General features: G+C 32.6%; 25 protein-coding genes. 13 read left to right on the top strand and 12 right to left on the bottom strand.

What is annotated here, in order from left to right:
• Positions 1-161: 161 nt before the first annotated feature.
• Entirely contained in the window at positions 162-731 is a 570-nt protein-coding gene (locus ACWA1F_RS15770; protein WP_456894897.1) for a DUF3109 family protein, read from the bottom strand.
• A gap of 399 nt (positions 732-1,130) precedes the next feature.
• On the opposite strand from ACWA1F_RS15770, the gene ACWA1F_RS15765 reads away from it, so the two are divergent.
• The 3 genes from ACWA1F_RS15765 (at position 1,131) to ACWA1F_RS15755 (ending at position 2,626) form a co-directional block, all read left to right on the top strand.
• Entirely contained in the window at positions 1,131-1,709 is a 579-nt protein-coding gene (locus tag ACWA1F_RS15765) for a MarC family protein (protein WP_008465051.1), read from the top strand.
• A gap of 106 nt (positions 1,710-1,815) precedes the next feature.
• Positions 1,816-2,019: a hypothetical protein gene (locus tag ACWA1F_RS15760; protein WP_008465053.1), complete on the top strand. Its 204-nt coding sequence runs from the start codon at positions 1,816-1,818 to the stop codon at positions 2,017-2,019.
• Between the two features lies 1 nt (position 2,020).
• On the top strand, positions 2,021-2,626 hold the full coding sequence (locus ACWA1F_RS15755) for an FAD-dependent oxidoreductase (RefSeq protein WP_456894981.1): 606 nt from the start codon (positions 2,021-2,023) through the stop codon (positions 2,624-2,626).
• A gap of 100 nt (positions 2,627-2,726) precedes the next feature.
• Here ACWA1F_RS15755 and ACWA1F_RS15750 read toward each other — a convergent pair whose 3' ends face one another.
• From ACWA1F_RS15750 to ACWA1F_RS15730, 5 genes are all read right to left on the bottom strand, one after another.
• Complete coding sequence (locus ACWA1F_RS15750; RefSeq protein WP_456894894.1) at positions 2,727-3,044, bottom strand: hypothetical protein; 318 nt, start codon at positions 3,042-3,044, stop codon at positions 2,727-2,729.
• A 92-nt stretch (positions 3,045-3,136) separates the two neighbouring features.
• A complete protein-coding gene (locus tag ACWA1F_RS15745; RefSeq protein ID WP_306153226.1) occupies positions 3,137-3,502 on the bottom strand; it encodes a nuclear transport factor 2 family protein in 366 nt (121 codons plus the stop codon).
• A 147-nt stretch (positions 3,503-3,649) separates the two neighbouring features.
• Complete coding sequence (locus ACWA1F_RS15740) at positions 3,650-5,227, bottom strand: S41 family peptidase (protein WP_456894892.1); 1,578 nt, start codon at positions 5,225-5,227, stop codon at positions 3,650-3,652.
• A complete protein-coding gene (locus ACWA1F_RS15735) occupies positions 5,227-5,658 on the bottom strand; it encodes a deoxycytidylate deaminase (RefSeq protein ID WP_306153230.1) in 432 nt (143 codons plus the stop codon). Before ACWA1F_RS15735 ends, ACWA1F_RS15740 begins: the two co-directional genes overlap by 1 nt.
• A gap of 6 nt (positions 5,659-5,664) precedes the next feature.
• A complete protein-coding gene (locus tag ACWA1F_RS15730) occupies positions 5,665-6,258 on the bottom strand; it encodes a HupE/UreJ family protein (protein WP_306153232.1) in 594 nt (197 codons plus the stop codon).
• Positions 6,259-6,426: 168 nt separating this feature from the next.
• Between ACWA1F_RS15730 and ACWA1F_RS15725 the strand changes: the two genes are divergently transcribed.
• Complete coding sequence (locus ACWA1F_RS15725) at positions 6,427-6,858, top strand: tellurite resistance TerB family protein (RefSeq protein ID WP_306153233.1); 432 nt, start codon at positions 6,427-6,429, stop codon at positions 6,856-6,858.
• Between the two features lie 449 nt (positions 6,859-7,307).
• Here ACWA1F_RS15725 and fbp read toward each other — a convergent pair whose 3' ends face one another.
• Positions 7,308-8,312: a class 1 fructose-bisphosphatase gene (fbp, locus tag ACWA1F_RS15720; protein WP_456894889.1), complete on the bottom strand. Its 1,005-nt coding sequence runs from the start codon at positions 8,310-8,312 to the stop codon at positions 7,308-7,310.
• Between the two features lie 171 nt (positions 8,313-8,483).
• On the opposite strand from fbp, the gene ACWA1F_RS15715 reads away from it, so the two are divergent.
• Both ACWA1F_RS15715 and ACWA1F_RS15710 read left to right on the top strand, forming a co-directional pair.
• Positions 8,484-8,972: a GNAT family N-acetyltransferase gene (locus ACWA1F_RS15715; protein WP_456894887.1), complete on the top strand. Its 489-nt coding sequence runs from the start codon at positions 8,484-8,486 to the stop codon at positions 8,970-8,972.
• 135 nt (positions 8,973-9,107) lie between these two features.
• The gene (locus ACWA1F_RS15710; RefSeq protein ID WP_306153239.1) at positions 9,108-10,367 is read left to right on the top strand and encodes an aspartate kinase; all 1,260 of its coding nucleotides are present in this window, start codon (positions 9,108-9,110) and stop codon (positions 10,365-10,367) included.
• A gap of 392 nt (positions 10,368-10,759) precedes the next feature.
• Here ACWA1F_RS15710 and ACWA1F_RS15705 read toward each other — a convergent pair whose 3' ends face one another.
• Positions 10,760-11,113: a helix-turn-helix transcriptional regulator gene (locus ACWA1F_RS15705; RefSeq protein WP_456894885.1), complete on the bottom strand. Its 354-nt coding sequence runs from the start codon at positions 11,111-11,113 to the stop codon at positions 10,760-10,762.
• Positions 11,114-11,270: 157 nt separating this feature from the next.
• Here ACWA1F_RS15705 and ACWA1F_RS15700 point away from each other — a divergent pair, with 157 nt between their 5' ends.
• The 5 genes from ACWA1F_RS15700 (at position 11,271) to ACWA1F_RS15680 (ending at position 15,793) form a co-directional block, all read left to right on the top strand.
• On the top strand, positions 11,271-11,504 hold the full coding sequence (locus ACWA1F_RS15700; protein ID WP_456894883.1) for a hypothetical protein: 234 nt from the start codon (positions 11,271-11,273) through the stop codon (positions 11,502-11,504).
• A gap of 380 nt (positions 11,505-11,884) precedes the next feature.
• On the top strand, positions 11,885-12,514 hold the full coding sequence (locus ACWA1F_RS15695; protein WP_456894881.1) for a hypothetical protein: 630 nt from the start codon (positions 11,885-11,887) through the stop codon (positions 12,512-12,514).
• 165 nt (positions 12,515-12,679) lie between these two features.
• The gene (locus ACWA1F_RS15690) at positions 12,680-13,201 is read left to right on the top strand and encodes a TlpA family protein disulfide reductase (protein ID WP_456894879.1); all 522 of its coding nucleotides are present in this window, start codon (positions 12,680-12,682) and stop codon (positions 13,199-13,201) included.
• Positions 13,202-13,207: 6 nt separating this feature from the next.
• Positions 13,208-15,373: a peptidase domain-containing ABC transporter gene (locus tag ACWA1F_RS15685; protein ID WP_456894877.1), complete on the top strand. Its 2,166-nt coding sequence runs from the start codon at positions 13,208-13,210 to the stop codon at positions 15,371-15,373.
• A 186-nt stretch (positions 15,374-15,559) separates the two neighbouring features.
• Positions 15,560-15,793: a putative signal transducing protein gene (locus tag ACWA1F_RS15680; RefSeq protein WP_456894875.1), complete on the top strand. Its 234-nt coding sequence runs from the start codon at positions 15,560-15,562 to the stop codon at positions 15,791-15,793.
• A gap of 1 nt (position 15,794) precedes the next feature.
• On the opposite strand, the gene ACWA1F_RS15675 is transcribed toward ACWA1F_RS15680, so the two are convergent.
• The 3 genes from ACWA1F_RS15675 to ACWA1F_RS15665 all read right to left on the bottom strand — a co-directional run bounded on the left by ACWA1F_RS15675 (position 15,795) and on the right by ACWA1F_RS15665 (position 20,417).
• Positions 15,795-17,987: a TonB-dependent receptor domain-containing protein gene (locus tag ACWA1F_RS15675; protein WP_456894873.1), complete on the bottom strand. Its 2,193-nt coding sequence runs from the start codon at positions 17,985-17,987 to the stop codon at positions 15,795-15,797.
• 315 nt (positions 17,988-18,302) lie between these two features.
• On the bottom strand, positions 18,303-19,355 hold the full coding sequence (locus ACWA1F_RS15670) for a helix-turn-helix domain-containing protein (protein WP_456894871.1): 1,053 nt from the start codon (positions 19,353-19,355) through the stop codon (positions 18,303-18,305).
• A 9-nt stretch (positions 19,356-19,364) separates the two neighbouring features.
• Positions 19,365-20,417 carry a helix-turn-helix domain-containing protein gene (locus ACWA1F_RS15665; RefSeq protein WP_456894869.1) on the bottom strand — a complete coding sequence of 351 codons (1,053 nt, stop codon included), beginning with the start codon at positions 20,415-20,417 and terminating at the stop codon, positions 19,365-19,367.
• Between the two features lie 188 nt (positions 20,418-20,605).
• Here ACWA1F_RS15665 and ACWA1F_RS15660 point away from each other — a divergent pair, with 188 nt between their 5' ends.
• Positions 20,606-21,517: a glycine zipper family protein gene (locus ACWA1F_RS15660; RefSeq protein ID WP_456894867.1), complete on the top strand. Its 912-nt coding sequence runs from the start codon at positions 20,606-20,608 to the stop codon at positions 21,515-21,517.
• Positions 21,518-21,791: 274 nt separating this feature from the next.
• Here ACWA1F_RS15660 and ACWA1F_RS15655 read toward each other — a convergent pair whose 3' ends face one another.
• Entirely contained in the window at positions 21,792-22,115 is a 324-nt protein-coding gene (locus tag ACWA1F_RS15655; RefSeq protein WP_456894865.1) for a helix-turn-helix domain-containing protein, read from the bottom strand.
• A 174-nt stretch (positions 22,116-22,289) separates the two neighbouring features.
• Between ACWA1F_RS15655 and ACWA1F_RS15650 the strand changes: the two genes are divergently transcribed.
• Positions 22,290-25,724 (top strand): hypothetical protein, encoded by a 3,435-nt coding sequence (locus ACWA1F_RS15650; RefSeq protein WP_456894863.1) that lies wholly within the window; start codon positions 22,290-22,292, stop codon positions 25,722-25,724.
• Positions 25,725-25,781: the final 57 nt, after the last annotated feature.

Here is a 25,781-nt window from a genome sequence, read left to right as displayed (position 1 = left end):
TAAAAGTACTAAATTCTCGGAAACAGCCGTAAAATATAGACTTTTAAATATAAAATGCAAGTTATTTTGAATAGTTTTTAAAAAAGTTTTTTAGCATCAAAACTTTATTTTTTTGAGTTAAAATATGTAGTCAAAAAGACTATATAACGGATAGTTGTTTTTTATGAATTTTTGAGCTCTTCAGCAACCTTTTCCAATTCCATATACCAATCCTCGCCAAAGCGTCTTATTAATGCTTCTTTGACAAATTTGTAAACTGGAACTTCTAATTCTTTTCCTAAAGAACAGGCATCATCACAAATATCCCATTTGTCGTAATTAACCGCTGCAAATTCTGTGAAGTCTTTTACACGAATTGGATACAAATGGCAAGAAACCGGTTTTTTCCAATCGACGATTCCTTGATTGTACGCTTGCTCTATTCCGCAAAGCGCTGTTTTACCGTCAAAAATTACATAAGCACAATCTTTATTATCGATGAGCGGCGTTTCAAGATCTCCGTCAGTTCCGGTTAACCAAGTCCCTTGCGCTTCGATAGCTTCTATTCCTTCTTTTCGTAAAAAGGGTTTTACTTTAGGATAAATTTCTTCTAAGATTTTCGTTTCAGCCTCGCTCAAAGGCGCGCCCGCATCTCCATCCACGCAACAAGCTCCTTTACAAGCCGACAAGTTGCACACAAATTCTTTTTCCAGAATATCTTCTGAAATAATAGTTTTACCTAACTGAAACATGATAGTATACTGTATTTTAATAAAGTGCAAAGATAGTCAAAGAAAGCAGATAAAAAATGTACCGCAGAGATTCTATCACAGAGCTACACAAAGTTTATCACAGAGGCGCACAAAAATTTATTAAGCTTTGTGAAAATTTAAATCTTAAATCTTTGCGAACTTTAAAAAATTAAAAACTTTGCGAAACTTTGTGAAAACTTTGCGTAGCTCTGTGGTAAAACTCATGAACTTTCCCAAAAATCTTTGTGAAACTCCACGACAAAATTCATAATTGTTATAAATATCACTTTTTTAACACATAAAACATGTTTTTATAACAAAAATACAAGCTATCGAAAAATCACCTAACTTTATTATTTACTTTTGCAGCAAATTTTAATTCCTCAAAATCAAATTGATATGTTAGAAATCGATTTTAAAGAAATCATTACCGTTAGTATGGTGCTTTTTGCCGTGATTGATATTGTTGGTTCTATTCCGATTATTGTGAATTTAAGAGCAAAAGTCGGCCATATCGAATCTGAAAAAGCTTCTATCGTTGCTGGGGCTATTATGATTGTTTTTCTTTTTGTTGGAGAAGGACTTTTAAATCTTATCGGAATCGATGTACATTCGTTTGCCGTTGCGGGATCTTTTGTACTTTTCTTTCTTGCTCTGGAAATGATTTTAGGGATCAGAATTTATCGTGACGAAGAACCAGGCTCGGCTTCTATTGTACCTTTAGCGTTTCCTTTAATTGCTGGAGCAGGAACCATGACTACTTTATTATCGCTTCGTTCTCAATTTCACACCATCAATATTATCATTGCGATTGTCCTTAATATTATACTGGTTTATATCGTTTTAAAATCTTCTAAAAAAATCGAAAATTTGTTAGGAGAAAACGGACTTGGCGTGGTTCGCAAGACATTTGGAGTGATACTTTTAGCAATTGCTGTTAAATTATTCGCCGCTAATGTTAAAGGTTTGTTTGTCTAAAATTTATTTTTATAAATTTACCCCGTAAAATTTCTAAAATACAACTTTAAGGCATACCCTCCATAAAGTTCTACTTTATTATTTTAGACAAAAACAAAAACAATCTATGAAAATTTTCACTTCAATCTTAGTGCTTTTGGCATTAGCTTTAATCGTTTTTAATATTACGCTATTAGACTTTAAAAACCCTTTTCAAGGAGATAGTATGGTAGCTTTTATTGGAATCGCCGCTTCATTTTGCGCTGTTTTGATTCTTTTGATTTTTAGAATTTCAAAAAGAATTGAAGAAAAAATGAATGACAACAGATAATATGTTTGATGTTTTAATTATTGGCGGAGGAGTATCAGGAATGTCTTGTGCTCTTGTCTTAGGATCCGCAAAAAACAAAACTTTTGTTACTGACAAAAAAATCGGAATTTTTACGCATCAGAAAAATTCTTCTTTACAAGAGGCTATATTTTATAACGCTTACGGAATTACTCCAGGAAAATTAGGTTCTGAACTTTTAACTGAAAGTACAGAAGATTTAGCGGCAACTTATCCGCACATTGCTCAGATTCCTAATGAAAAAGTAATTAAAATTGAGGGTAGTTACCCTGAATTTACCGTAGTGACCAACAAAAATTCATACAAAACAAGAAATATCGTAGTGGGAATTGGCTCTGCCAATACTTTCGACATCGAAGGTTTGATGCAATTTGTTGAACCTCACAAAAAAGCGCTTCCAGAAAAACAGCGCATTCAGCTTAAAAACGAAGATCATAAAGTTGCTGATGGCATTTATGTAATCGGAACTTTAGCAGGTTGGAGAAGCCAATTGGCAATTGCTGCCGGAAGTGGCGCTGCTGTTGCAACAGATATTCTTACATTATGGAACAATGGCACGCAAACTCATGCTCACGATAGTATTCGATAAAATCTCATAAAATTTATTAAACCATATAAGTCATATAAGTTCATTTAATTTATACGCAAAGTATAATATGGACTTATATGACTTATATGGTTCACCTTTTTTATTTAACCGAAACGATTTGGGTTACTTTGATGTGGTTTTCATCTTCTGTTTTCCATTTTTCTCCTTTTACAGAAATTACATCGCCGATTTTTACTTGTTTGTAGTTTTGAGGTCCTCCAACGTTTACAATACTGATTGTTGCAAAATAGACTTCTTTACTGTCTGTTGTAATTTTTGCTGTGTAACCGTCTTTTCCTCCTTCGATTGATTCTACTTTTCCTGTAACTGGATTATTTGCATCATTTTTCATAGAAGTACAAGAGATTACAAAAACCATCAAAATGGCTAACAGACTTATTCTTTTTAAATTTTTCATATTATTTAGTTTAGACCGCAAATTAAACACTGATTTATGTTTAGATTTCGGAATTACGCTTTAAGTTAATATTATTTTTCCTGCTTCAAACTTTATGCCAGCTGAACGCAGCTTCCGGCAATAACTTTTAAATTTTTACCCGATTTTTTCCAAACTCTAATGTATTTGAAAACGCCATTTATTGCAGTAGTATCGTAAGTTCCTTTTAATGAAACGGTAACAGCAACTACGGCGGTATTCTCAATTATATTTACAATTTGATCTGAGGCTTCTAGCGAATCGATTTTCATTTTTCCAGAACGGTACGCTTGCAAGTCAAATTCTTTGGTTATCGTTTGTCCGTCGGGCATGTTGAACAATAAATCATCATGAAGGATGGTATCCAAAGCCATAACATCCGATTTTTTAATTGCAGTTAAAAGTTCGATTTCTGCATCAACAACGGTTTCTATTTTCATGATATAAAGATTGAAGTTACTATTAGATCAAAATCTCAAAGGTTTACTAAATCATTTAAAATCTGCTAAATCTGCAAGCTTAAAATACTTCTTGCAGATTTAGCAGATTTGGCTGATTATTATTTATTGATTTTTTAAACCTTTATCTTATTTCTTCGGAGTCAGAATTGTTTTAATCATGGCATCATCTTTCAGAATCACATCATAAAAATACAATTCTCCATACAGCTGACGCGCAAATTCGGCCGTGATATGACGATTTACAAGCGCTTTGGTTTTATCCAATTTTAAATCTAAACCTGTCATCAGAATGTAATTCTTGAATTTTTTGAAATATACATCTGAGTTTTTCATTTTAGCTAAAAATTCAGCGAAGCTATCACCTGCAAAAGCATTTCTATTTTTATCCAATTCTTCAAAAACAAAATGTCCCACAATTCCAGTTTGCAACAAGTAAGCTACATTTTCATTTCCGTGCTCTGCTTCCATTGGCACAAAAACATCAGGAACAATTCCGCCACCGCCGTAAACGATTTTTCCTTTCGGAGTTTTGAATTTTAAAGAATCAGCTACTTTTATACTGTCTTTTGCGTACAATTCTCCTGTTGCAATTCTAGATTCAGATTCTTTAAAATAGGCTTCATTTCCTTTTTTATACGGTTTTTGAATTGATCTTCCTGTCGGAGTATAATAACGGGCTACGGTCAATCGTACTGCCGATCCGTCATTAAAATCCATTTCTCTTTGAACCAAACCTTTGCCAAAAGAACGTCTTCCAACAATAGTTCCTCGATCATTATCTTGAATCGCTCCCGCTAAAATTTCGCTGGCAGAAGCACTGTTTTCATTAATCAAAACATATACTTTTCCGCTTTCAAAACTTCCTGCTTTAGTAGCGTATGTTTTTTCAGTAGAACCATTTTTACTTTTCGTGAAAACGATTAATTGCTTGTCTTTTAAAAATTCGTCAGCAATAGCAATCGCTTCTTCCATATAACCGCCACCATTATCCCTAAGGTCAATTACAAGCGACTCAACTCCTTTTTGTTTTAATCTTGCCAAACCCGTTTTAAACTCATTAAATGTAGTTTCAGCAAAACGGTTGATTTTGATATAACCAACTTTATTTCCAATCATAATCGACGCATCGACACTTTTGATCGGAATAATATCTCTTTTGACTTTAAATTTAAGTTTCTTTTGTTCTGATTTTCTAAAAACCGTCAATTCAATTTCAGAACCTTGAAGGCCTTTTAGTTTTGAGAACAAACTGTCTGAAGGCAATTTTCGTCCGTATAATTTGCTTTTTCCAGCGAATAAAATACGGTCGCCAGATTTTAATCCTGCTTTAGCTGAAGGTCCGTTTTCAATCGGTTTTATGATCGCCACAGAATCTTTGTACATGTAGAAATTGATTCCGATTCCGACGAAATCACCTTTCATGCTCTCGGCAACCTCAGCTTGTTCGCTTGGCGGAATATAAACAGAATGCGGATCTAATTTGGAAAGAATATTATCGACCGTAAGGTTTACAATCGAATCGGTATTGACGCTGTCTACATATTCTGTATTGATAAAATCAATAAGTTTATTGAGCTTGGTTTTGGAGTAATTTTTAGCCAAAAGCTGATCACTAGCTGGAGCGTTCATTAAGCTTCCCACTATTGTTCCGAGAGCAAAAGTAGCTCCGATAACTATTGGCAGATATTTTGAATTAAATTTCATTACTCTTCTAAAACAGGAATATGTTCAACCTCTACGCCTGCTTTTATTAAAAATTGAATTCCGGAATCGTCGCGATATCCATCTTTATACACCACTCTTTTTATTCCAGACTGATGTATTAATTTGCTGCATTCTTTGCAAGGCGAAAGCGTGATATACAAAGTCGCTCCTTCGCAAGACTGTGTTGATCTTGCTACTTTCAGGATTGCATTTGCCTCGGCGTGTAAAACGTCCCAGCGCGTTAATCCTTCTTCGTCTTCGCAGCAATTGTCAAATCCAGACGGTGTTCCGTTGTAACCATCAGAAATGATCATTCTGTCTTTTACGATAATCGCGCCAACTTGTTTACGTTTACAGTAAGAAAGCAGGCTCCACTCTTTTGCAATTCGCAGATAAGCTCTATCGTATTTATTCCGTTTTTTTACTTCCATTTAATTTTATCTGTTCCAAATTGGACTTTCAATAATCATCGGAATTACAACTCCAATAATGAAAGCCGACATTACAAGTGCCCAGTCGCGTTTTGAAAAACGGAAAACCGTCTGCACTATATATGAAATTACCAGAACAACAAAAACCACTACTAACTGTGCAGCTTCGATTCCTAAGGCAAACTCTCCCAAAGGTAACAATTTTGAGGTTGCAGAACCTCCTAAAATTGTTTTGAAATAATTTGAAAAACCTAGTCCGTGAATAATTCCAAAGAATAAAGTTATGAAAAATACCAGATTTACGCCATCATTTTTTGAGGTCTTTCCAGCCGTAAACAAATGATAAAGAGCGGTTACTAAAATTGTTATCGGAATCAGGAATTCTACAAGATCTACTTTTATAGTTATAATTCCATAAACAGAAAGAATTAAAGCCAAAGTATGACCAATTGTAAAAAGAGAAACCAATAAGAAAATTCTTTTCCAGTCTTTAAATAAATACGGAACAGTTAAGGCGATTAAAAAAAGAACGTGATCGTAAGCATTGATATCTAAAACGTGTTTTAATCCTATTTGAAAATAAATCCAAAATTGTGACATAGGTATTTGTAATTAAATAATTAGGGGCTGTAAACTTACGATTAATTTTCAAAATTAAAGATTTAGGCCAGCAAATCCTTCAATAAAAATAAGTTAAATTTTATGAGAATTTTAAAATCAATAATTTAAAATTTGGGCTATATTTGTTTGATATAAAATTAACTAATTATGCCATTTTCAGAATTATTTGATAACGAATTTAAACAAAGAAACAGAGGTCATTTCTCTGCAATTGTGCGCGTTGCTTTTGCTGACGGAAAAATAAGTACAGAAGAACAAGAGTTCTTGGATAAAATTGCTTCGACTTTACAAATCTCTGAAGAAGAATACAAAGAGATTCTTGCAGATCCTTGGAAACACCCAATAAATCCTCCTTATTTATACACGCAGCGTTTAGAGCGCCTATACGACTTAGCAAGAATGGTTCACGTTGACCATCATTTAGGAGATTTGCAGGAAGTAATGTTAACCCGTATGGGACTTGCATTAGGTTTTACTCCAGGAAACGTAAACTATATTGTTTCTAAAGCACTTTCTCTTGTAGACAAAAAAGTAGATTTGGATACTTTCCTTTTCGAAATGGAGAATATGAATAAGTAATATTCAGTCTTCAGTTTTTTAGTGTTCAGTTTACCTTGACACCTGAAAATTGAAATACATTTAAATTTAGAACCCCGACAGATTTTAAAAATTTTGTCGGGGTTTCATTTTATAGTCACATTGGACAATTATAATAATAAAAAAAAAGACAGTTTTTTTTAATACAAATATTTATTATTCCGTTAGGAATATTTGGTTGGTAGTTAGCAGCATTATGATTTCATATTTGTCCTGCAGGGACACATGATTTTTTTGGAAAAATGTATTGATCAAACGTTCCTACGGAACGTATAACTGCAATTTAATTTGTTTTTCTACCAATGAAACATTCCTAACGGAATGACAAAATGAAAAGAAACCCGACAGGTTTAAAAAAACTTGTCGGGTTTTATTGTGACTGTAAACTATAAACTGTTACTGAACACTAAAAACCTGAATACTGAACACTTTTATTCAGCTGCCATAAATTCCTCAGCTTTTTCTACCATATTATAACTTCCGCAGAAGAAAGGAACTCTTTGGTGCAGTTCTGTTGGTTGGATTTCCATAATTCTTCCAAAACCGTCAGTTGCTTTTCCTCCTGCCTGTTCTGCTAAAAATGCCATCGGATTACATTCGTAAAGCAAACGTAATTTCCCTTTTGGCGCTTTTGAACTTGTCGGATAAATGTAGATACCGCCTTTGATCATATTTCGATGAAAATCGGCTACTAGACTTCCAATATATCTAGAAGTATACGGTCTGTCTCCTTCTTCGCGCTGGCAATATTTAATGTAATTTTTTACTCCTTGCGGAAAATGAACATAATTACCCTCGTTTACCGAGTAGATATTTCCATTTTTTGGAAATTTCATGTTTGGATGCGAAAGGTAAAATGTACCTATCGCCGGATTTAGTGTAAAACCATTCACCCCATGTCCAGTAGTATAGACAAGCATGGTCGAAGTTCCATAAATTACATAGCCTGCTGCAACTTGATTGATTCCCGGCTGTAAAAAATCCTCGCTAGTTACCGGGGTTCCTATTGGGGTCACTCTTCTGAAAACAGAAAAGATAGTTCCCACAGAAACATTCACATCAATGTTTGAAGATCCGTCAAGCGGATCCATTAAGATCACGTACTTATTATTATGACAGTTGTCGCTCCCCTGAACTGTTATAAAATCGTCGTTTTCTTCAGAAGCAATACCACAGACAATCTCACGGTTTATTAACGTCTGGATAAATACTTCGTTTGCATAGACATCTAATTTTTGCTGGTCTTCTCCTTGGATATTCTGTTCGCCAGCGGCGCCAACAATATCTACTAAACCTGCTTGATTAACTTTATGGTTGACCACCTTGGCAGCCAATCGAATAGAGTTAATAATTCGCGAGAGTTCTCCCGACGAATACTGAAATGCTTTTTGGTTCTCAATAATAAACTCTCCCAGTGTTTTATTGCGTTCTTCCATTTCTAAATCGTTATAGTTTTATTTTTAAGTCACAAATATCGTCTATTTTGTGAGAATGATTTAAAAATTATTTTGTTAGTTTGCTACTATTGTATATTTGCTAATTATCTGCAAAAAGCAATGGATAAAACGGCGCTTTTTTAGATAATAAATAATTAAAAATACGAATACATGAATATTAGAAAAGGAAATCCTGAAGACATGAAATCGGTGTTAGGGCTTATTCAGGAGCTGGCAATATTCGAAAAAGAACCTGATGCAGTCGTTATTACTGAAGAAGATTTAATACGTGACGGTTTTGGAGAAAAACCATTGTTTCACGTTTTTGTGGCAGAGATTGAAAACGAAGAAAAACAGAAAGAAATTGTTGGAATAGCTTTGTATTATTATCGCTATTCTACTTGGAAAGGAAAAACAATTCACCTTGAAGATTTGATTGTAAAAGAGAAAATGCGCGGTACTGGATTAGGTTCTGCTCTTTACGCTGAAATCATGAAACAAGGAAAAAGAGATAATGTAAGAAGAGTTGAATGGAATGTGCTGGCTTGGAATACACCAGCAGTGAATTTCTACAAAAATTCTGGCGCCAAAATCTTAGACGACTGGCAAGTTGTTCAAATGGACGAAATGGGAGTTAATGCGTTCTTAGAAAAATTATAAAAAAATTGTTCGCCACGAATTCACGAATTTTTATTCGCAAAGATTTAAAAAGATAATTCGTGAATTCGTGGCGAAAAAAATCATATGATTTCGCCCCAATCTGAAATCTAAAATCTAAAAATCTATAATTAAAAAATGAGAGTATTTAAATTTGGAGGAGCATCGGTAAAAGATGCAGATGGAATTAAAAACGTATACGACGTTTTACAAAAAGTAGGTTACGAAGACGTAATTCTTGTAGTTTCGGCTATGGGAAAAACAACAAATGCTCTTGAAGTTGTAATCAAGAATTATTTTGAAAAATCGACAGAACTAAATTCTTCTGTTCAGGAAATCAAAAAATACCATAATCAAATCTTATTGGATTTGTTTGAGGACGAAAAGCACGAAGTTTTCGCAGCTGTAAATGCACAGTTTGCTGAATTAGAATATTTTTTAGCGCATAATAAATCTCCAAATTACAACTTTGTTTACGATCAGGTGGTAAGTTTTGGTGAATTGATTTCGACTAATATCTTAAGCTATTTTATGAATTTCATGGGAATTCAGACGCAATGGCTTGACGTTCGCAACTTCATTAAAACCGATGCAAATTATAGAGATGCTGGAGTGGACTGGGAAGTTACGCAACAAAACATCAGCAAAAATGTACCAAGAAAAGTTTTGAATATTACACAAGGTTTCTTGGGTGCTGATGAAAATAATTTCACAACCACTTTGGGCCGTGAAGGTTCTGACTATACTGCAGGTATATTTGCTTACTGCTTAAATGCAGAAAGTGTAACGATCTGGAAAGACGTTCCTGGAGTTATGAATGCAGACCCGCGTTACTTTGAAAATGCAAGTCTTTTGAATCAGATTTCTTATCGTGAAGCAATCGAATTGGCTTTTTACGGAGCAACGGTTATTCACCCAAAAACATTGCAGCCTTTACAGAAAAAAGAAATTCCATTATACGTAAAATCGTTTATTAATCCGCTTTTAAAAGGAACTTGCGTTTCTAAAGGTGTCGATTTGGAGCCACAGTATCCATGTTTTATTGTAAAAAGAGAACAGCTTTTAATTTCTCTTTCTTCAATTGATTTCTCTTTCATTATGGAAGAAAACATCAGCGAGATCTTTGGATTATTCCACGAATTTAAAATCAAAGTAAACTTAATTCAGAACTCTGCAATTAGTTTCTCTGTTTGTGTGGAAGATAAATTTGGAAATTTCCCAGAATTGAATGCCATTCTTTCTAAAAAATTCAAAGTAGAATACAGCGAAAATGTAACCTTATATACAATCCGTCACTTTACAGAAGAAGCGGCAGAAACGGTTGAGAAAAACAAAGCAGTTTTATTGAAACAAGTTAGCCGTGAAACAATGCAGATTGTGACTAAAGAATTAAACTAATATTGCTTTATAAAAGGTAATTATTTAATTCACAAATTATTGGAAGGGCTTCGCTTAATAAAGTGGAGCCTTTTTTATTTCGAAAGAATTTTCCCTAATTAATTTGTTTTTTGCTTATATTTACTTTTTAATTTCTGAAAACCCTTTTCAAAACTCATTAATTATGAAACGATTACGGTTTTCATTCTACAATTATAATTTGAAATGACAAAAAAGGCTTTTTTACTCGTTTTTATTATTCTTGGTTTCTTATACATTGGTATATCTTTGAGTCCATTGCTAACAAGAGATAGACAAGACATTTCTTATTCAGATTTTAAATTGGTAATTGGTCCCTTTTTATCTACAGTTGGAATTCTTATAACCTATACGCAACTGAAAAGAAGAAAAAATTAGTTTTTTCCTTTATTTAAGTGTTTTATAATTGTTTTTAGATCTTCAATTTCCAACTCATACTCTTTTATAATATTTCTATAAAAACTCAATATGGCAATTTCAGTTTGCCGATCTGTATTTGTTAGACTTTCATACACAGAATCTCCCAATCCTTTTCTAACTAATTCTTCTGGGGTTATTTCAAAAATTTGACAAATCTTATTAAAATGAATAGCCCAAGAAGTGCTTTCTCCGCGTTCCATTCTGGCGTAAGCAGATTGTGAGATTTGCAAATGATCAGCAGCTGCTTCTTGTGACATATTCTTTGATTTTCTCAAAACTTTTAGATTATCTCCTACAATCTTATTCATAATTAACATTTTTAAAACAAATGTAAATATAAGAATTGTTTTACAATTATTCGTATTTAGGTTTTTAATAACCGATTTTAGACTAAGAGTTTTTTCTTACACAACATATATTTGTAATCATTAATAAATCAAATATTAACCAATAAATTTTATGATTATGAAAAAATTAGAATTAACTCAGATGGAAAATTTACAAGGTGGTACAAAAGTAGTATATCAACCTCCACAGGTATATGGTGGTGGCGGTGGAAATGCAATTGATTGTGGAATAGGTTTGGCTGGATTAGCCTTAGGCGTTGTAGGCGCTGCGTTTATAGTCACAACAGGAGGTGCAGGACTTTTTGCAGCAACTTTTATACTTGGATCGATTGGAACAGCAAGAGCATGCTAATCTAACCACACAAAAAATGAAAAACTCAAATTTGCAATTTAAAAAATGGCTATACTTTGTAATTTTATACATAGCATGTGGATTAACAGGTTATCATATTTATAGATACCTAGAGACTAAAGACTTTTATTTTTTATTTAATGCTTCTGCAATGTTATTACTAGCTATTGGAAGTTTTATTCAGTGGAAACATATTTTCAAGATTTTAAAGTAAATCATCATACTCTCCCGCTTTTTAATAGATCTGCTTTATATATTCTTTACAAAATATTAAATAATCTGAATAAGTAAGTAATTCATCATAATGAACTATTTTAAATTTAAACGCATTGTTCATAAATGAATAATGCGTTTTACACAAAAAGCAATACATCTAATAAATGAGAAACACTTTTCTTAGATATAGTTTACTTACTATTTCTTTTGTCTTTATAACAGAAATAACAAATAAAATTCTCAATCTAAAAGATTTGCTTCATCACTTTTTAAGCGATTTTTTATCTGTCCAGCAAGTTAATAGTTACTTTGAATTTCAAGATAAATGGCATTGGCTAACTTATCTATATATTCCTTTGTTAATTCTAATCAAAACTATAATAATATCCACGATTTTATATGCTGGTTTGTTTTTATTTGGCAAGGAAATAAAATATACCCAATTATGGAACATAACTATAAAAGCTGAGTTCATTTTTGTATTAGTGCCTATTCTAAAAATTTTGTGGTTTTACTTTTTTCAAACCAATTACAATTTAAATGATATCCAAAATTTCTATCCGTTATCTGCACTTAACATTGTTGGCTATAAAGGATTAGAAACATGGTTTATTTACCCATTTCAGGTTTTAAACCTATTTGAGGTTTTCTACATAATTTATTTAGGATTTCAAATCGGCAGAATAACCAATACAAATGCTGATTATGGTTTAAAAATCGTTGGACTAAGCTATGTACCATTTCTCCTTTTATGGGTGGCAACGGTGATGTTTTTCACTCTTAATTATAGTTAATATGTCAACGTTTAAAAAAGCTCTCTTCGCGCTATCCTGCATAATGATTATGTTATATATAATCAATTATTTCTATTATAACGCCGATTTACTTCAAACCATATCAAGAATTGTCCCAATGATCTTGATAATTATTATAACCTTATTAAAAGATAATCAAAAAAAATGAGACAGTTTCTCAAAATTACATTTGCCTTATTATTCGCCAGCATTTTTATCTTTTTGGGTTATGAGATAATTTCTAAGATTACTCATAAAAAGGAAATTCAGCAGAAAATCAAAACTATTCCCAAATTCTCCTTTCTGAATATCAATGGAGAAGATTTCACCAATAGTAACTTAAAAAAGTATACTCCTGTAATTTTTATTTACTTCAATACCGATTGTGATTACTGCAATGAAGAAGCAAAGATGTTGAGTCAAAATATTAAAAAGTTTAGATACGTTCAAATCATCTTTGTATCATTTGAAAATCCAAATCGAATAAAAAAATTTGCACAACAATATAAATTGAATAATTATGATAACATTCATTTTCTACATGACGGCAAAGTTACTTTTGCTTCTACATTTGATGTAAACTCACTGCCTTGCTTTGTTCTTTATGATAAAAATCAAAAACTAATAGAAAAAATTAAAGGTCAGACAAAACCTGAATTTTTGATTAAAAAATTAAACGGAGAATAAAGCCCCATGTTAGACTTAAAACAAATTTCAAAAACGCACACCTTACAATTAGATCAATCTGATTGCGGTCCATCTTGCTTATTATCTATTATAAAATTATATAATGGCAATAGTTCTTTAGAAAAAATAAGAGAATTAAGTGGCACGACAAAACAAGGCACAACAATGCTGGGTTTATTTCAAGCTGCTAATAAATTAGGTTTTACTGCAGAAGGTTGTGAAGCTGATATAAACTCCTTGATTGAACATAATAAACCTGTCATTCTCCATCTATTAATCGAAAATCAGTTAGAACATTATGTAATTTGCTATCAATACTCTAAGAAAGATGGCTTTTTAATTGGCGACTCCGCAGTAGGAATTTACAATTTATCAATAGAGCAATTAGAAAATTTTTGGATTTCTAAAACTTGTCTGACACTTGAACCAAACGAAAATTTTATTACTAAAAAAGAAGAACGAAATAAGCAACGAAAATGGTTTATAGATTTATTAAAAGAAGATTATAAACTAATTTGGATTTCTATTATACTGGGTGTTTTTGTTGCAGGTTTAGGATTGGCAATGGCACTCTTTTCTCAAAAATTAATTGATGATATTTTACCTTCAAACAATATCAACAAATTAGTTTCTGGTATTATTCTGTTAACTATCTTACTCACCGCTCGTGTTGGAATAGCTATTCTAAGACAGTATTTTTTACTTAGACAATCTAAAGATTTTAATACCAGGATAAATCTTTTTTTCTTTTCTTCATTGTTACACTTACCAAAACCTTTTTTTGACAATAGAAAAACAGGAGAACTCGTTTCAAGGTTAAATGATACGCAACGCATACAGAATGTGATCAAAATACTAACAAGTTCTTTAATAATCGATATATTGGTTACAATCATCTCGACGGTTTTCTTATTTTCTTACTCTTGGCAACTCGGAATAATTTGCCTCTTAAGCATTCCTGTATATTTTTTTATAATCTATAGAAACAATAAAAAAATCTTGCTGTCCCAAAAAGAGATTATGCAAAGTTCTGCAATAAACGAAAGTAATTTCATCAATACAATTCAAGGAATTGCTGCTGTTAAAATTGACAATAAAGAATCTGTTTTTGAAAAATTAAATCAGACCATTTTTTCTGTTTACCAAGAAAAAATTTTTAATCTTGGAAAAATCAATATTAGCTTATCTTGGCAATCTGGTTTAGCAAACGTTGCATTTATTATTGGCATTTTAATTTATACTTCTATTCAGGTTTTTAGCAAAGAAATTAAAATTGGAGAATTAATGGCTATTCTAGGAATTGTTGGCTCATTGCTTCCATCAATTGCAAACCTAGCTTTAATTTCAATTCCTATAAATGAAGCTAAAATTGCATTCAATAGGATGTATGAATTTGCTTCAATCGAAAAGGAAAGTGAACAAGGGCATAAAATTTTTGAAATTAATACCATTTCAATTGAAAATCTTTCATTCAGATTTGCTGGAAGAAGTGAACTTTTTCGGAACATAAATATCGAAATTGAAAAAGGGAAATTTGTTGCCATTGTTGGTGAAAGCGGAAACGGAAAAAGTACGTTAGGGCAAATTTTACAGCGTTTTTACAATTTCGAAAATGGAAATATTATAGTTAACAATACATATAGGCTTCAAGATATCAGCCTTAAAAACTATAGAGATTTGTTAGCCGTAATTCCTCAAGAAATTACCATATTTAACGGGACTGTAATTGACAATATTCTTCTTGGAACTATAGATACATCTGAAAGCATTTTAACTTTTATTCAGGAGTTTGGATTTGATTTTTACTTTGATCAACTGCCTCAAGGTCTACTAACAATTGTTGGAGAAGAAGGAATTAATTTAAGTGGCGGGCAAAAGCAAATTATTGCCTTAGCAAGGGTTTTATACAAAAAACCACAGTTTATAATTCTTGACGAAGCAACTTCTGCAATGGACAGAAATACGGAAAACTTTACCATGCAATTGTTGAAAAAAATAAAAACAGATTGCGCCATATTATTTATTTCTCATCGTTTGAACAAACTCAAAAACATAGCCGATACTATTTATATAATAGAAAATAAAACTATATCTGAATTTGGCAATCATGAAAAGCTCATGAAATCCAATAATTTTTATAGTGAATATTGGAATGAACAACTATTAAATTAAATCTTATGATTACTCCTAAAGTAAAATTAATTACAATCTATTTCTTTTTACTATTTACAATTCTTTTATGCATATTGTATTTCATAAAAAAAATTGATTTTAACCCATGGTTACCAACAACAATAGCTTTAATCAGTGCTATTTACCAAACAAACATATGTATTAAGTTGAAAAACACGAAAAACAATGATAGAAATTTTTAGAGGTTCTTATATTGAAACGATGAATATTAAAAATCTATTGGAAAACAATGGCATTTCAGCTTTTATTACTAATGAATACATGTCAAATATTCAACCTTGGTCTGTTTCTGCAGGAGGAAATAGTCCTGCAATTTTAAAAGTTTTAGAAAAAGATATGGCTAATAGCAAAAAAATAATTGAAAGCTACAACAATGGTGAATATAACTTAAGCGTATAACTTACCTCGCCCTATTATTCTCCGACTGCTCAATTTCAGATTTTTTATAGGTTGTCTTTTTTGAATCTCCAAAATTGTAGGTTGCTATCAGTTTAAAGTAATTACTCGTATACGTTCGATGATAATAAATCTGGGTTTGTCCAACATTGTAATCTCCAGAAACCATAAACTTGTGAAAAATATCATTGGCAGAAAAATTAAGTCTTAATGCATCTTTAAAAAAGTTTCTTTCTATTCCCAAAGTTACGGTCGAACGGCTGTTTTCGCTTCCTAATCCGTAGCTGCGATCTCCTAAGTACCAAGCCAAAAGCTGTAGCTTAAAAAATTTCGGGATCGTAAAAGTGTTATTCGAATACAAATAAAACTGAGGTTTTACAGGGCTGAATTCAAATTCATAAAAATTGTCAACCGATTTGGTTAAGTTCATGCTTATGGTATTGGTAGAATTCCACCATTTGAGATTGAAGGATCTCGAAAGCGACGTAAAAAATACGTGTCCTTTTTCGAGATTTAAAGCTCTCAGAATATAGCTGTTTGGCGTGTCGCCTCGTAAAGCGGCTGCAGAAATCGGGTCAATTTTATACGTGTAGCCAATTTTGAAATCGAACTTTTTGTACATCGTGCCTATTTCAAAAGCATGTGTTTTTTCTGGAAGCAAATTCGGATTCCCTTCAATGGTCGTAAACGGATCTTGATAAATCACATACGGATTTAAAGCCTGATATCTCGGTCTGGTTATTCTGGCAGCGTACGAGAAATGACCTTTCCAATCTTCTGAAAAATTAAAATTTAAAAGCATGTTGGGAAAAAAGTTGCCGTACGCTTTTTCAAATTCCTGAATTCCGTTGGCGTTTGTAAACAGATTATAACTGGTTCGTTCTGCCCTTGCTCCAACTGAAAAATTGACTTTTTCTCCCCAAGATCCAACATAATTTAAATAAGCCGCTGTAATTTTTTCATTGTATTCAAAATCGCTCGAAAGTTCGTCGTCCAATTCATAATCCATATCATCCGCATCGGCAATCAGGAAATCTGTTCCCGATTTTATGGTGGCATGACTGAACTTTGCTCCTATTTCTAGCTTTGTTTTTTCATTTATTTTCTTCGAATAATCCGTTTGAATCGCGATAATATTAATTCGGCTTTCTACATTATTTTTCAAATATCTTTTATCAGCTGTTTCGTCAGCCCAGCTATTTTCTTCAATAAAATCATCAATCGTTTGATTGTAATTGGAATATTGCGAACCAATAAATAGTGTTGACCCTTTGGGATCGGTTTTCATATTATAATTTAAATTTACAAACTGATTCAGCAAAACATCATTTCGGTCTACATCTGTTGCGTAAAAACTGATGCCAGAATTATTCGTTATCGAATTTCGGCTTTCTGTAATTCCGCCTAAATCATTTACGTTTCCGCTGTAAGCCAGCGAAATATAATTGTCTGGAGAAAAACTATACTGAAGCCCGAATCCGAAATTTGAGTAATTATTAAACCTTCTTTTCCAGTCGGTTGTCAATTCCGATTTCATATATTCCTCCGGATCTGGGCGCGTTCTCGTGGTGTACAATAATTCGCGGTTTCTTCCCAACTGCAAACCGTAATTAGTTATAAAAGAAAATTTTCCTTTAGAATAACTAAAATCAAGAAGCGTATTGTAGCTCGTTCCGCCAAATTTAGAAACCGACGTGTGCTGATTGGCAGTTCCCATCATGCCACTTTCTTTGTTTTGTTTGGTGATAATATTGATAACCGCTTTTCCTTCGGCATCGTACCTGGCAGAAGGATTCGAAATCACTTCGATTTTCTGAATTTGTGAAACGGGAATTGCAGCAAATCTTTCGTAATTAATCAAAATTCCGTTAAGATAAATAATCGCCTCGCCCTTTCCGAGTACGCTGATTTCTCCGTCGGCAACCACAACGTTTGGAACTCTAGACAATAATTCGTTTACCGAACTGCTCGTTGCCAGAACCGTTCCGTTTACATTCACATCAATATTTCCGTTGGCTCCGTATTTTAATAAGGAAGGCTGACTTTTTATAACTACTTCATTTAATTTATTGTGTTCTTGATCGTTGGGAATTATCGTATCGGGAACAGCTATTGGAACTGTTTTGATGATTAGATCCTTTTCTTTAACATAGGATTTGTCTGTAACTTTTTTTACAGCTTGTGCTTTTATTTCCATTGATGAAAAAATCAGGAAATAAATAAAAACGAAAATTAAAATTAAAAACCTCATAAAATTCTAGCGATTAAGTTTGACTTTGATGGAACAAAAGTCAGTTCTAAATCGTGTTATAAGGTCGTCGAAAGCGAAATCAGGAGTACGGATTTATAAATTAGGACTTTTTTTTTGAGATACAAAGATTCAAAGTGACAGAGTTACAAAGGTTTCTTTATAAAATACGAAATAATCGCGCAAAGGCGCTAAGACGCAAAGTTTTATTCTTGTTGTCTTCGTCTTTCTTTGAGTCAATAATATAATTTTTGTAAACTAAATTTATCTAAGCGATAATTCTTGTAGCTGATAATTTAAAGGAGTTGTTCCTGTATGTTTTTTGAACGCTGCGAAGAAAGTGGATTTCGAATTAAATCCCACATCATAGCCAACAGATTCTAGAGTCAGTTTATTGTTTGACGAAATAATTCTGCAAGCGGTTTCAATTCTAAATTCATTAACATAACTCGTAAAATTCTTGCCTAAATTGTTGTTTAAAAACTGAGACAATTGATGGCTTGGCATATTAATTTCTTCCGATAAATCTTTTAAACTCAAATTCGGATTTCTGTACAATGCTTTTTCATTCATAATTTTCTCTAGTTTTTGAGAAATAACGACAGCATCTGCATCGCTTATTTTTTTGCTTTTCTGATTATTGATCAAGAACAAATCATCGGTTTTTTTTCGATGCAACAGAACCAAAATAATCAGATATAAAATAAAGGTGAAAGCTATTGCTCCTGTAATGCAGGAAACAAAAGGAACTCGTGAAAATCCTAAAAAGTAAGCAATGAATACGGCTGCATTACCAAAGAAAATAGCCGTAAACCATCTTTCTGCGGGAGAAGAACTTTCATAATTCCAGATTATTTTTTGAAGTAGCAAACGGCTTTCATAACCAGAAACAAAGAGGTACGAAAACCATTGGAAGAAAATAAAAGCCACAAAATAATAATTCCATAAAACAGGATAATTTTCATACGGAAGAAAAAATCCGATAGTTGAAACTGCCAAAAACCAAATTCCTAAATGCCATTTCCATTGTTTTGAAACTGTATTATGAATCGCCGATTTTAAAACGTAATACAAAAACGGCCCAATTAGCAAACAAGCCGAAAGCCCAATCTGCAAATATGTTTTAGGAAGATCGTTACTAAAATATACGAAAACCGTAACCGCAATTCTGATGCTTAAAACCAATAAAAGTGCCCCAAGAAATAAATTAGAAACATATTTTTTCTTGGTAAAGAACAAAAAATACAGACTTAAAATAAATCCGTTAAAAGCGCCTAAAGCTCCCAAGAAGAATACTATTTCTTTACCAATACTCATATCCAAATTTTATAAAGCTTGAAGCTGATAGTTTAGCGGTGTTGTTCCGGTGTGTTTTTTAAAAGCGGCAAAAAAAGTCGATTTGGAATTAAATCCAACATCATAGCCAACAGATTCTAAAGTCAGTTTGTTGTTGGAAGCTATAATTTTGCAAGCTTCGGCTATTCTAAATTCATTGACAAAACTGGTAAAATTCTTTCCTAAATTATTATTTAAAAACTGCGATAACTGGTGGCTCGAAATATTAATTTCTTGAGACAAATCTTGAAGAGTCAGATTCGGGTTTTTATACAAACTCTTTTCGTGCATGGCATTTTCGAGTTTTTCAGACCACATTACAGCTTCTGCCGAGTCGATTTTTTTATTCGAAATCTTTCCATTCAACAAAAAGAGATCGTCTGTTTTTTTTCTGTACAAAAGAATCGAAATTCCTAAATATAAAATGAATGAAAAAACTACTGCTCCACTAATATACGTTGCTCCTGGCGCTCCAATAATGGATAAGAAATAAAATAGAAACAATAGAAAATTTCCCAAAAAAAGCATACCAAACCACATTTCGGCAGGAGCTGTTTTTTCTTTTCTGCTTAGGATTTTTTTCAAAACAGTTCGCAGTTCAAAACCGGCAAGCAAAATGTAAATAAACCATTGAAAATAAATGATCCTTATAAAATAACCGCCCCACAATTTTGGATACATTTCATACGGATAAAAAACGCCGACTGCGACAATTAAAGTGCCCCAAAATGCTAATATCAATTTCCATGATTTGGACATTATCTGAACTTCATCCACCGCCGATTTGATGAAATAATACAAACAAGGTCCGATAAAGAAACAAGCTGTCAAGCCAAACTGGAGATACATTTTTGGCAGTTCGGGATGAAAATATACAAATACAGATTTCCCGATTCGGATACTCAGAGCAAACAAAAGCGCGCCCAGAAAATAATTCGTCAGGTATTTTTTCTTAGTAAAAAAGAAGAAATAAACTCCGAGAATAATTCCGTTGAAAGCTCCCAAAGCACTAAAAAAGAATAAAAGTTCTTTGCTAGTATCCATAATTTAAGTTAGTTATATCGTAAACAAAGCTAAAAAAAAGATTGGATTTATAATGCGAATAATATTTCAACTCTATTAAACTTATGCAAATTAAGATTAAGAATACCCTGATTTTGCATAACACAAATGCAACATAGTGAATAATTTAGCTTTTAATTCAATTATTACTAACCAACCTATTTATTATAATGAAAAAGCTTTTTTTTATCACAATGCTATTTATTGGCATATCATACTCATGCAGTAAAGACGAATCTGTAGAAAATAAGTCAGCAAATAACATTGACTATTTTACTTTGAACAAATCAGTAGACAATCAAATTAGCACACTAAGAACATTGACTCTTAATTCTAATGTTGAAGAAAACTATTTAAAGTATTTTAAAACTAAACCAAAATCATTGAATGTTAATAAAAGTATTCCACAGGAGGAGATTATTAAAATTACTTTGGCTCCGCATTACAATCACGAAGAAAGCCAGTTTATGCTAAATTTTTATCAGGATCTTGCAAATTGTTATGATAATAAGATTATTGAGCTTTTAAACTCAAAAAGAATCTTACTTAACAACAATAGTCTTTCATCTGATTTTAAAAATGAAGCCAATTTTATATTTAATACAATTGAAAAAACTACCAATGAAATAGGCACAATTTTAAATAAATCTCAGACAAATAAAACAGGAAAAGGAGCTGGTTTTGGAGATTGTTTTGCTACAAAAGGAAAAAGCATAGGAAGAGCAGTTGCAACTGGTGCTTTAGTAGGTGCCGCTGGGGGAGCATTAGCTGGCGCGGCTGGCGGAACTGTAGCATTACCTGGAATCGGAACTGCCACTGGAGCTGTAGGAGGAGCCGTTTTTGGAGCAGCTAAAGGAGCTGTAAGCGGAGGTTTAGTTGAGCTTACATGGGCTTTTATCGATTGTGCTACGGAACGCACAACTTTAGAAGCTGAATATATTTACTTTGATGATTTCTATATGGAGATTATTGCTCCTAATGATCCTGATCAATTTAATTTTTATATATTTGAAAATTCTGACAATTTAATAAATACTGTATTAAGCACTTCAGACGAGACATTAATAAGATTTATAGAGTAATCATGAAACAAAATCATATAAAAATACTCACTTTCGTATACAACTATATTTTTAGTCCTATTGCTATAATTGTAATGTTTTGGATTATTTTCTTTGAAGGCAATTCATTCTCTCTACAAAAAATAATTGATCATAAATTTGATTTAAAGCTATACCTAGCATTATTTCTAGCAATAGCTTTCCTAATCTTTCTTAGGCGGGGAGTAAAATTTCCAAAAGATAATAACAAATAATAAATAAGACTCCTATATATGGAGTCTTATTTATTTACATTCTATTTTTTCCTCAAATCCTTAATCACCTTTTTCAACTCTTTTATTCGCTCTTCATATTGTTCAATAACTTTTTCTGACAACTGAGCAATAGCATATGGCAACACTTCTTTTTTTTCTTCATTGTCTATTTTTAATAATTCCTCAGGACTTATTGCAAAAATTTTAGAAATTTTTAAAATGTGAGCAGCCCAAGAACTACTTTCTCCATTCTCCATTCTAGCATAGGCAGATTGAGATACATGCAGATAATCTGCCACTTCTTCCTGTGACATATTTTTACTTTTTCTAAGCATTCTCAATTTATTTCCAACTAAAATATTCATAATCCATATCATTTCTATAATGTTAAAGAGGACAATTTTGTAAATATATACTCACTAAATATTATTTTTTTTATAATAAAAAATTCTTCTAAAGAATTGAATGCTCGTATATGTACTGATTTGGAATTTCTTGATTATAAATACTACTTTTGGCTTTTTAGAGTTAAAGTATTTATGTTGAAAAAATTACTGTTTTTGACGGTTTTGTTCTGGTTTTCTGCGCTTCAGGCTCAGGAAACTGAATCGCTGTACAAAACCAAAAAAGTAATTGTTTCAAAAGATACCATCCGCCTTGAAAAAATGTCGATCAACTCTGGATTTTTTCAAATTCTGAATACTAAAAACGAACCTATTGATTCGACTTTTTATAACGTGAATTTTGAAAAAGGATATTTGCTTTTAAATGAAAAATTCCAATCGGTTTCAGATACTTTAATTGTCAATTATCTTAATTATCCCGAGCTTTTAACCAAAGAATACAGCCTTTACAAATCGGATCAGATTGTGAGTGGCGATGTTGGAACAGACAAATTGTATCGAATAGATAATAACTCGAACGCTAAAAAAGTAACTCCGTTTGACGGACTTGAAACCTCTGGAAGCATTACGAGAGGAATAACTGTCGGCAACAATCAGAGTACTGTTTTAAATTCTAATCTAGATCTGCAGATTACAGGAAAACTTTCAGACAAAGTGAGTTTGAGAGCTTCACTACAAGACAGTAATATTCCGCTACAAGACGGCGGTTATTCGCAGAAACTCGATCAGTTTGATAATATTTTCATAGAGCTTTTCAGCGAAGATTGGAACATTCGCGCAGGCGATGTCTTTTTAGAAAATAGGAAAACCCAATTTTTGAGTTTCAATAAAAAAGTTCAGGGACTTTCGGCAAGTTTCGATTTTGATACCGAAAAAAGCAAGACTAATGTTTTTGCTTCGGTCGCTTTTGTTAGAGGTCAATATGCCAAAAGTACTTTTATTGGTCAGGAAGGAAATCAAGGCCCTTACAAATTAAAAGGCCAGAATGGCGAATTGTACGTTCTCGTAATTTCGGGTTCTGAGCGTGTTTACGTAAATGGCGTTTTGCTCAAACGTGGCGAAAACAATGATTATGTTATTGATTACAATGCAGGAGAAATTGTTTTCACTTCTCTTTTTACCATTACTTCAGAAATGCGTATTAATGTAGAATACCAATATTCTGAACGAAATTATAACCGATTAGTCACTTACGCAGGAGCAACACACGAGAACAAAAACTGGAGTTTTGGCGGTTATTTGTATTCTGAAAATGATATGAAAAATCAGCCATTGCAACAAAATCTTTCTCCGGAACAAGTTCAAATTTTAAGCGAAGCTGGAGATGATGTCAATTTAATGAAAGCGCCTTCTGCTTATGAAGATTCTTATACCGAGAATAAAATTTTGTATCGAAAAATATTGGTCAACTCGGTTGAAGTTTACGAATATTCGAACAATCCTGCTGATGTTTTGTATAACGTCAGATTCAGTCAGGTTGGTGCAAACGCTGGAAATTATATCATCCAAAATAATAATTCGGTTGAGCGCATTTATCAATATGTTGAACCCGTGAATGGAGTTTTACAAGGAAATTACGAACCTATTGTACAGCTTGTGGCGCCAATGAAACTTCAAGTGGCAACTTTTTTAGGAAAATACAATCCGAATGAGAAAACATTGGTCGATTTTGAAGTGGCGGTCAGCAATAATGACCAGAATTTATTTTCTGGAATTGATGATTCTAACAATCAAGGAGTTGCTTTTAAAACCAATCTTAAAAAACGTCTTTTTTCTAGAGCGTGGAGTTTAGACGCTTTCGCGAATTATCAATTCGTACAGCAGGATTTTAAATCTATCGAACGTTTGTACAATATCGAATTTAATCGCGACTGGAATTTAACTGGAACTCTTCTGGGCAATCAAAGTCTTTTGGTTACGGGTTTGAATTTTGATTTATTTTCGAAAAATAAAACTTCAAATATTGGCTTGCTAACGTATCAATTTGAGAAATTAGATTTTAGCGAAAGCTATACTGGAGCCAGACATACGACTAATGCGCTGTTCAAATTAAAAAGATGGACAATTGAAAATAATGGGAGCTTCCTAAATTCTGATGCAACCGCTTCGACTTCAAAATTTATTAGAAATCAGACTAGAGCCAAATATCATTTTGGCAAAAACTGGATTGGAGGCAGCATGCAGTTAGAAAATAATCAGGAAAAAGATAAAATTACCAATCAGTTTTCGGCTTTAAGCCAAAGATTTTCAGAATATGGCGTTTTTACTGGACGAGGCGACAGCACCAAAGTTTTTGTCGAAATTGGTTTTCTGCAAAGGCGCAACGATAGTTTGCAAAACGGCTTATTGCAGCACGTGAATAATTCGCAGACGTATTATTTAAAGTCGAAATTAATTCAGAACAAAAAGACCGATTTAGCGGTTTATGCGAGTTATAGAAATCTGGATTTTACAGACAAATCGAGACAAAATGAGCCTTCTTTAAATTCGAGAGTTTTATACAACGACCGTTTTTTTAATCAATTAATGCAAATTGGAACGGCTTATGAAACCAGTTCTGGAACCATTGCCCAACAAGAATTTACATATATAGAAGTGCCGACTGGACAGGGAGTTTACACTTGGAACGACTATAACGGAAATGGGATTCAGGAATTAGAGGAATTTGAAGTTGCGATTTACCAAGATCAGGCGCGATATGTGAGGATCTTTTTGCCGAATCAAGTTTACATTAAAACCAACCAAAATAAATTTTCACAATCTTTAACTCTGAATCCGCTGCAATGGCAGAATGAAAAAGGGTTTAAAAAACTGCTGTCTTATTTTTACAATCAGACTTCTTTTATAATGGATCGAAAGGTGAAAAGCGATGGCGAAAAATTAGAACTTAATCCGTTTGCTTCGTCAGAAGAGAATATTTTAGGATTGAATTCGAGTTTTAGAAACAGCTTATTCTACAACCGAGGCAAGCAAAAACATTCTGTTACGTATTCTTATTTGGTTAACAAAGGTAAAAGTCTGCTTTCTGTTGGGTCGCAGCAGGTGAAGAATTATTCGCATCAAATTCAATACACGCATTTATATCAAAAAAGCTGGCTGTTTAATTTGTTTACCAAAACCATAAAAACAGATTTGGTTTCTGAAGATTTTGTCGAAAAAAATTATGATATCAACGGCTGGCAGATCGCGCCAAAAATCAGTTATTTATTTTCAAAGAACACCAAATTGGATTTCTTTTATGAGCTTCAGAATAAGAAAAATCAGATTGGAAATCTCGAAACTTTAGACCAAAACAGAATCGGAACCTCTTTTTCTTATGCGGGCGAAAAGAAAGTAACCGTAAATGGAGAATTTTCTTTTTATGAAAATAAATTTAATGGAAACGAATTCTCATCTGTAGGTTTTCAGATGCTGGAAGGACTTCAAGCTGGATCGAATTTGGTTTGGAAACTGCTTCTGCAAAAGAACCTTACGTCTTTTTTGGATGTCAATTTAAACTATCAAGGACGTAAAAGCGAGATGGGATCTACCATTCATACAGGAAACGTTCAGCTGCGTGCATATTTTTAATGTGTCTCGAAAAAGATGACAATAAATTGTTTAATTTTAATTGAAATTTAAACGTAT

Source organism: Flavobacterium erigeronis, from assembly GCF_054075165.1.
The sequence above is the reverse complement of the archived record's forward strand: the minus strand, read 5'-3'. Positions and strand labels throughout refer to the sequence as shown.

Excerpts from the sequence above, each read along its gene's own strand:
- ACWA1F_RS15690 (WP_456894879.1), top strand. The coding sequence starts at position 12,680 with ATGAGACAGTTTCTCAAAATTACATTTGCCTTATTATTCGCCAGCATT.
- ACWA1F_RS15770 (WP_456894897.1), bottom strand. The coding sequence starts at position 731 with ATGTTTCAGTTAGGTAAAACTATTATTTCAGAAGATATTCTGGAAAAA.
- ACWA1F_RS15750 (WP_456894894.1), bottom strand. The coding sequence starts at position 3,044 with ATGAAAAATTTAAAAAGAATAAGTCTGTTAGCCATTTTGATGGTTTTT.
- ACWA1F_RS15660 (WP_456894867.1), top strand. The coding sequence starts at position 20,606 with ATGAAAAAGCTTTTTTTTATCACAATGCTATTTATTGGCATATCATAC.
- ACWA1F_RS15680 (WP_456894875.1), top strand. The coding sequence starts at position 15,560 with ATGATAGAAATTTTTAGAGGTTCTTATATTGAAACGATGAATATTAAA.
- ACWA1F_RS15760 (WP_008465053.1), top strand. The coding sequence starts at position 1,816 with ATGAAAATTTTCACTTCAATCTTAGTGCTTTTGGCATTAGCTTTAATC.
- ACWA1F_RS15725 (WP_306153233.1), top strand. The coding sequence starts at position 6,427 with ATGCCATTTTCAGAATTATTTGATAACGAATTTAAACAAAGAAACAGA.
- ACWA1F_RS15765 (WP_008465051.1), top strand. The coding sequence starts at position 1,131 with ATGTTAGAAATCGATTTTAAAGAAATCATTACCGTTAGTATGGTGCTT.
- ACWA1F_RS15650 (WP_456894863.1), top strand. The coding sequence starts at position 22,290 with ATGTTGAAAAAATTACTGTTTTTGACGGTTTTGTTCTGGTTTTCTGCG.
- ACWA1F_RS15700 (WP_456894883.1), top strand. The coding sequence starts at position 11,271 with ATGAAAAAATTAGAATTAACTCAGATGGAAAATTTACAAGGTGGTACA.
- ACWA1F_RS15685 (WP_456894877.1), top strand. The coding sequence starts at position 13,208 with ATGTTAGACTTAAAACAAATTTCAAAAACGCACACCTTACAATTAGAT.
- ACWA1F_RS15705 (WP_456894885.1), bottom strand. The coding sequence starts at position 11,113 with ATGAATAAGATTGTAGGAGATAATCTAAAAGTTTTGAGAAAATCAAAG.
- ACWA1F_RS15740 (WP_456894892.1), bottom strand. The coding sequence starts at position 5,227 with ATGAAATTTAATTCAAAATATCTGCCAATAGTTATCGGAGCTACTTTT.
- ACWA1F_RS15695 (WP_456894881.1), top strand. The coding sequence starts at position 11,885 with ATGAGAAACACTTTTCTTAGATATAGTTTACTTACTATTTCTTTTGTC.
- ACWA1F_RS15675 (WP_456894873.1), bottom strand. The coding sequence starts at position 17,987 with ATGGAAATAAAAGCACAAGCTGTAAAAAAAGTTACAGACAAATCCTAT.
- ACWA1F_RS15745 (WP_306153226.1), bottom strand. The coding sequence starts at position 3,502 with ATGAAAATAGAAACCGTTGTTGATGCAGAAATCGAACTTTTAACTGCA.
- ACWA1F_RS15710 (WP_306153239.1), top strand. The coding sequence starts at position 9,108 with ATGAGAGTATTTAAATTTGGAGGAGCATCGGTAAAAGATGCAGATGGA.
- ACWA1F_RS15735 (WP_306153230.1), bottom strand. The coding sequence starts at position 5,658 with ATGGAAGTAAAAAAACGGAATAAATACGATAGAGCTTATCTGCGAATT.
- ACWA1F_RS15715 (WP_456894887.1), top strand. The coding sequence starts at position 8,484 with ATGAATATTAGAAAAGGAAATCCTGAAGACATGAAATCGGTGTTAGGG.
- ACWA1F_RS15670 (WP_456894871.1), bottom strand. The coding sequence starts at position 19,355 with ATGAGTATTGGTAAAGAAATAGTATTCTTCTTGGGAGCTTTAGGCGCT.
- ACWA1F_RS15665 (WP_456894869.1), bottom strand. The coding sequence starts at position 20,417 with ATGGATACTAGCAAAGAACTTTTATTCTTTTTTAGTGCTTTGGGAGCT.
- ACWA1F_RS15730 (WP_306153232.1), bottom strand. The coding sequence starts at position 6,258 with ATGTCACAATTTTGGATTTATTTTCAAATAGGATTAAAACACGTTTTA.
- ACWA1F_RS15655 (WP_456894865.1), bottom strand. The coding sequence starts at position 22,115 with ATGAATATTTTAGTTGGAAATAAATTGAGAATGCTTAGAAAAAGTAAA.
- ACWA1F_RS15755 (WP_456894981.1), top strand. The coding sequence starts at position 2,021 with ATGTTTGATGTTTTAATTATTGGCGGAGGAGTATCAGGAATGTCTTGT.
- fbp (WP_456894889.1), bottom strand. The coding sequence starts at position 8,312 with ATGGAAGAACGCAATAAAACACTGGGAGAGTTTATTATTGAGAACCAA.